Annotated in this window: 5 protein-coding genes; all 5 read right to left on the bottom strand. The window is 39.8% G+C overall.

What is annotated here, in order from left to right; translation table 11 throughout:
- Nucleotides 1-533 (bottom strand): GNAT family N-acetyltransferase (locus tag BM146_RS15360; RefSeq protein ID WP_074890959.1); only part of this gene is annotated, 533 nt, incomplete at its 3' end.
- Nucleotides 534-986: 453 nt separating this feature from the next.
- On the bottom strand, nucleotides 987-2,945 hold the full coding sequence (locus BM146_RS15355) for a glycoside hydrolase family 31 protein (protein ID WP_074890957.1): 1,959 nt from the start codon (nucleotides 2,943-2,945) through the stop codon (nucleotides 987-989).
- On the bottom strand, nucleotides 2,945-3,778 hold the full coding sequence (locus BM146_RS15350; protein WP_074890954.1) for a carbohydrate ABC transporter permease: 834 nt from the start codon (nucleotides 3,776-3,778) through the stop codon (nucleotides 2,945-2,947). Before BM146_RS15350 ends, BM146_RS15355 begins: the two co-directional genes overlap by 1 nt.
- Nucleotides 3,768-4,574, bottom strand: coding sequence for a carbohydrate ABC transporter permease (locus BM146_RS15345; protein WP_242949418.1), 807 nt, complete (start codon nucleotides 4,572-4,574; stop codon nucleotides 3,768-3,770). Before BM146_RS15345 ends, BM146_RS15350 begins: the two co-directional genes overlap by 11 nt.
- Nucleotides 4,575-4,744: 170 nt before the next feature.
- Nucleotides 4,745-6,085 (bottom strand): ABC transporter substrate-binding protein, encoded by a 1,341-nt coding sequence (locus BM146_RS15340; RefSeq protein ID WP_074890948.1) that lies wholly within the window; start codon nucleotides 6,083-6,085, stop codon nucleotides 4,745-4,747.
- Nucleotides 6,086-6,090 lie beyond the last annotated feature (5 nt).

The following is a 6,090-nucleotide window of genomic DNA, read 5'->3' as shown; positions in this document are numbered from 1 at the left end:
ATCCAATATGCATCCATATAGGATCTATCAGCATATTTCATGTTATCAGGGAATGTACCAAACTTCTCAAATCCCAACTTCTCATACATAGCAATGGCATCCTTATTCTCTGCCATAACTTCAAGCTCTGCCTGCTCATAGCCTATGTTCTTCGCAACATCAAGTACAGTCTGAAGCATAGCTTTCCCTATACCGCATCCACAGAATTCTTTGTATAGAGCAATTTCAACATCACACCTGTGGCTGTACCTCTTATATGGTGCAATGCTCATAAGGGAGCAATTACCGATATGCTTACCATCAATAAAGGCAACAAGCATAAGCTCACGCTCTGCATCTATTTTAGCCTGAATGAATTTATTCTCTTGTTCCTCTGTAATTGTGATTTCTTCAGGTTCTCTGATCAGATAAGGAGTCTCGGCACTAGTTGTTCTCAGATACTCTATAAGAGCCGCTGAATCTTCCGGCCTTGCATTTCTCAGTATTACAGTTCTGCCAAGTTTATCCTTAATAGAAATTTCCCCAAATTCCATAATTGCCCTCCAACAAAAACATATTTTTACTATAACAGAAAAAGAGCCATTTAACAGTAAATTATACTGTCAAACGGCAATTTTTCTGACATATTGAGAACCATTTACGAAATATTATAGCCTTGTATCCTTAATAACATTTTGGATTTACAAGGCTTAAATTATTGCTATAATTATGCTATTTGGTCTTGGCTATTCCATCGGTAGGAATAGCAAGCATTAAAATAACCGCCCCAGTCTCACAAACTAAGCGGTTATTTTAATAACTGTCAAATTTCGGACTAACCGTTGCTGTACGGGTAGCACCTTTTTCTACTTACAATATAAGCGTTTACGTGGCTTGTGTCAATAAATATCAGCTCATTTTTATGAGAGTTTCATAAATCGACAGTTTATGAACCATTACCTATATAATTCTATATAATTTTTCCGTATCTATATAATACTATATAATCACCTGGAAATACCATCATCTGTAAACAGCTCATATGTGCTATTATCACAGTCATAGCATTCATAACTAATGTTATTGTAATCAATCTGTTCTGTTCTACCTGCAGGTACTGCAATGGGAAGCGCGTGGCCTTTTTTGATAAACACTAGTACTTCATTCAGCGCTGCCTCGATATAGTGATGACCCTTTGATATGATCTCAACATCGTAGTCATTGTAGCTTCTAAATCTGCAAAGCTTCATGTCTTCCGGAAGGTACACATATCTGCCGGTAGCATTCTGTTTATATACAGGCGCAACCATAATGCTCTCGCCCACAAAAAGCTGGTCCTCTACTTCGTAAGCCATTTCATCATCCGGATAATCAAAACATACAGGTCTGAACAGCATTTCGTCGTTATTTACTGCCTTCATGAACTCTGAATAAAGGTACGGAATCAGCGCGTATCTGAGCCTAAGAATGTTTTTAAAGCTCTCTTTGTCAGTAAATCTGTAGAATTCCTGTCTTCTGGTGCCATCTGCGGAATGATTTCTGAAAAGAGGCGTGAAAATACCAAATTCAGCCCATCTCATAAGCAGGTCCTCTGTGACATCAGCTCCAAACCCGCCTATATCTGCGCCACTATAGATAAATCCACACATATTGAGCGCCGGCATCTGCTGGATATTAAGCAGTAAATGGCTCCACCAGGATTTGTTGTCGCCACACCAGACTCCTCCGTAGCGGTGCATTCCAATATATGATGACCTTGAGAACATGAGAATTCTTTTATCTGGTGAAAGTCTCTCAAATGCCTCGCCCGCAGCTCTTGTCATATTATAGCCAAATAAGTTGTGAACTTTATCGTGGCGATATATCTTACCTTTATACTTGTGGTAAAATCTCCTGTAATCCTCTTCATTATTGGCAAGTCCCCCAACTATATCCTGAAATTTAAAGAAGGAGCTTATATCCAGATTTTTCCCCTCTAGCTCTTTTATCTGCTCAAAGACCTCTTTCAAATGGTCCTCGGTATAAAAAATAGCCGGTTCGTTCATGTCATTCCAAAAGCCGTCGATTCCATAGTCCAAAAGAACTTTATATTTTTCGCCAAACCATTTTCTGGCATCCTCGTTAAGGAAGTCAGGGAAATACACTTTTCCGGGCCAAACCGCAGCAACAAGGTTCTCTCCATTTTCTTTTTTGCAAAAGAAATTATTCTTTACCCCTTCTTCATAGACGTCATATCCTTCTTCAATCTTCACTCCTGCGTCAATGATCGGGACAAGATGTATGTTTCTGTCAGCCATTTCCTTCACAAATGCACTAAAATCAGGAAATCTCTCATCGCTGACAGTGAAGTCCTTATATCTTTCCATATAGTCGATGTCCAGGTACACGCTGTCAATAGGAATGTCCAGCTCATCGTACTTGTCAACGACTTCCCTTACCTGGTCTTCATTCATGTAACTCCATCTGCTCTGACCAAATCCAAAGGCCCACCTTGGAGGAATATAGCTCTTTCCTATTATTCCGCGGAACTCTTTTACAATCTCAAGGATGCTCTCGCCTTCAATCACGTAAACATAGGCATCGAAGTCCTCAAAGGCAATGGAAAAAACGTCCTTATCCGTATATCCTATATCAAAAGAGACCCTGCCTGGTGTATCAACATACATTCCAAAACCCTTACCGTTCCCCCAGATAACAAAGAAATTCTGGGCGGCGTAAAGAGATCTTTTGTCTTCGGTATGATTTGGATCATCAGAGCAATTGCTGACGTAGATATACCCTCTTTTATTTATTCCGCGCACAGTTTCACCAAGTCCGAAAACACGGTCTTTTGCACCCATATTATATTTCAGTTCATTTTTCCCCTGAACTCTTTCAAAATATGGGATTTCTTTTGTCTCATTGTCAAAAGAAACCACGACTGAATCTGTTTCTATTGGATTACCAATTTTGTATTTTTTGACCATTATCCCTTTACTCCTCCTACTGTGATTCCCTGTTTCATCTGGGTTTGAGCAATTATATAAATAATTATTATCGGCACCATCGAAATTAGGCTTCCTGCCATAAGTACATTATACTCTGTATCATACTGTCCGTTTAGTGTATTTAAGGCCAGTGTCAGTGTCATCTTGTTTTTATCAGATAGCATAACAAGCGGCCACAAGTAATCATTCCAGGCCTCCATGAACGTTGTTATTGCCAGTGTCGCAACTGTGGGAACCATCATGGGCATGATAATATCCCTGTAGATCTTGAACAGCCCTGCCCCATCTATTCTGGCAGCTTCAAGATAGTCGTCCGGAAGTGCTCTCATATTCTGAACCAGCAAAAAGATAGCAAACGCCTTGAAAATCGCCGGAGAAATAACGCTTGCATATTTGTTGATCAAAGAAAATTTATTCATAATAATGAACATTGGTATAAGCGTTATCTGAACCGGTATCATCATCGATGTCAGATACAATGCAAAAATGAAATTTGCACCTTTAAATCTTATCTTAGCAATGGCAAATGCCGCCATTGATGCAGAGATAATAGTTATACCAACATACATAACCGTAATAAAAGCACTGTTAAACATTGCTCTTGCAAATGGGAATAATGTAAATACTTTTTTGTAAGAATTAAGAGTAGGCTTTTTTGGAATCCACTGGATTGGGAGTGCCATCAGCGCACCTTTTGATTTTAAAGATGTAGATATCATCCAATACAGCGGAACAGTTACAATAACTACCAATACAGCTGCCCCAAGGTAAAACAAAATATTAAAGATTATCTTTTGTGTTTTATGATTCATAATGCACCCAAACTTTCTGCAGCTTAAGCTGTATCAGTGTTAACAAGAGGATTATCACAAACAGTAACCATGAATATGCTGCAGCATACCCCATCTTGAAATAGCTAAAGGCATATGTGTAAATTCGCTCTACCATGACCTGCGTGGCACCATTTGGCCCGCCTTCAGTCATGATCTGCACCTGTGGAAAAAGCTGAAATGCATTGATCAGCGACATTATCAGACAATAAAAAAGTGTTGGTGATAAAAGCGGCATTGTAACACTAAACAGAGTCCACATTTTTCCGGCGCCATCTACCTTTGCCGCCTCATAATAAGTAGGATCGATTCCTCTAAGTCCACCGAAAATATAAAGGCCGTAGTATCCCATATCTTTCCATACAGAGGCCAGTACAATACCAGGCATAGCCCAGTATTTGTTCGTAAGCCAATCCGGTCCTTTCATGCCAAACACACCGATTACTGAATTTATTACTCCATATTGTGAGCTAAGAACCCATTTCCATATGAGGCTCGCAGCTACCCATGAAGTTAATACGGGTATATAGAAAAGAACTCTCATAACTCCCGTAAATCTTTTCTCAGTATTCAAAACAAGCGCAATTACCATCGATAATAAGAATCCAAGTGGAATATATAGGACGATATAGTAAAGAACATGCAAAAGAGTACTCCAAAACTCTTCTCGCGTAAGTAGCTGAATATAATTCTGGAATCCCACAAAATGATCCGGAATAGTATGGATCGTAAATTTTTCCAGTCCGCTCCAATCCGTCATGCTTAGTGCTGTAGCCATAATAATTGGGAGAAAACTAAATATTATCATTCCTATGAAACTGGGTAGCATAAATGGAATCGCTTGTAGTATTTTCTTCTTCTCTTTTGTCATAATATCAACCTTTTTTAAGCAAAACTGAAATACAATATACGAGCCTGCAGTCCAATATGGATGCAGGCTCCATGTTTCTACTGAAGTGTAATCTGCTCTTCACAAAGCTTTTGCGCTTCATTAAGTGCTTCTTCCGGGGAACTCTCACCACTTGCTGCCTTACTTACTGCATTTGAAATAATGTCTGACATCTGACTGTAATCTGTAATAATTGGCGGTAATACAAGTGAATCAAGTGATTCAAATACAGCCTTTCTGTTATCAGGAGGAGTAATCTCAAGATAACTTGAAAGTGCGTTCATGTCACTAAGAGCAGGCAGATCCCATCCTGCATCCAGACGGATCTTGGCTGCCTCATCACTTGATGAAAGGAATGATATCCATTTCTGTGCAGCTACTTTTGCGGCGTCACTGGCATCATTATTTACTACAAGTGCATTAGCGAAGAAATGGGTAGCTTTCTGAGTCTGGCCTGGCTCAACGCATATATCCCATGCAAAATCGCATGCCTCTGTAAATGTATTGAAGCACCATGTGCCTGTAGGAATCATTCCAAGTCTTCCACTTTCAAATAAATCCCAGTCGCCCATTCCGCCCATCTGCTCTGCTGTAGGCTGTACATTGGTCTTCTGAACTCTGTCAACCATACTCTGAAGAGCTGCAATATTCTCAGGCGAATTAATTGTAAACTTAGAACCATCTTCACTTATGAGACTTCCGCCATACTGAGCTGCAACTTTATAAAATTCATTGTATGTGACAGGCTGGTAGATGCCGAAAATATTATCTCCGAGGGCTCTAATTGCTTCAGCTGCCTTATCAACATCCTCTCTGGTCCATGATGATGTAGGATAGTCAATTCCTGCCTGATCAAAAAGATCCTTGTTATAAACAAGTATTACTGTTGAAAAGTTTTCCGGCAGTGCATACTGCTTTCCGCCATATGAAAAAGCAGATAATGCCGTTTGATTAAGAGAGCTTGTATCTACTTCTGAAAGCTCAGCCAGTATTCCTTTTGAAGCATATGCTGCAAAGTTTTCAATGTTCATTTCAAAGCAGTCCGGAGCCGTCCCACCTGCTATCCTTGTCTGAAGTGTAGTGAAATAATCATCCATTGCAATAGTTTCAATTTCTACAGTAATATCAGGATTTTGCTCATGAAAAGCCTGATACATTGAATTCAGCGTTGCTTCGTTGCCACCGGATGCGTTAAAATTAGCATATGTAATTGTGATTGGTTCAGCAGTCTCCTGTGTAGTTTCAGCTGCTGGTTCTGCCTCTTTTGAGGCTTCAGTCTCAGTTACCTTTTCAGTTGACGCTTCTGTCTGCGCTGCGTCTGGATTCGCACTCCCACAGCCCGACAGAAGTGTTGCTACTATAGCTACTTGTGTCAATAAAGAAATAGTTTTTCGTTTCATAAATA

The organism is Butyrivibrio proteoclasticus (assembly GCF_900115735.1).
Taxonomy (GTDB): Bacteria; Bacillota; Clostridia; order Lachnospirales; family Lachnospiraceae; genus Butyrivibrio; species Butyrivibrio proteoclasticus_B.
The sequence above is the reverse complement of the archived record's forward strand: the minus strand, read 5'-3'. Positions and strand labels throughout refer to the sequence as shown.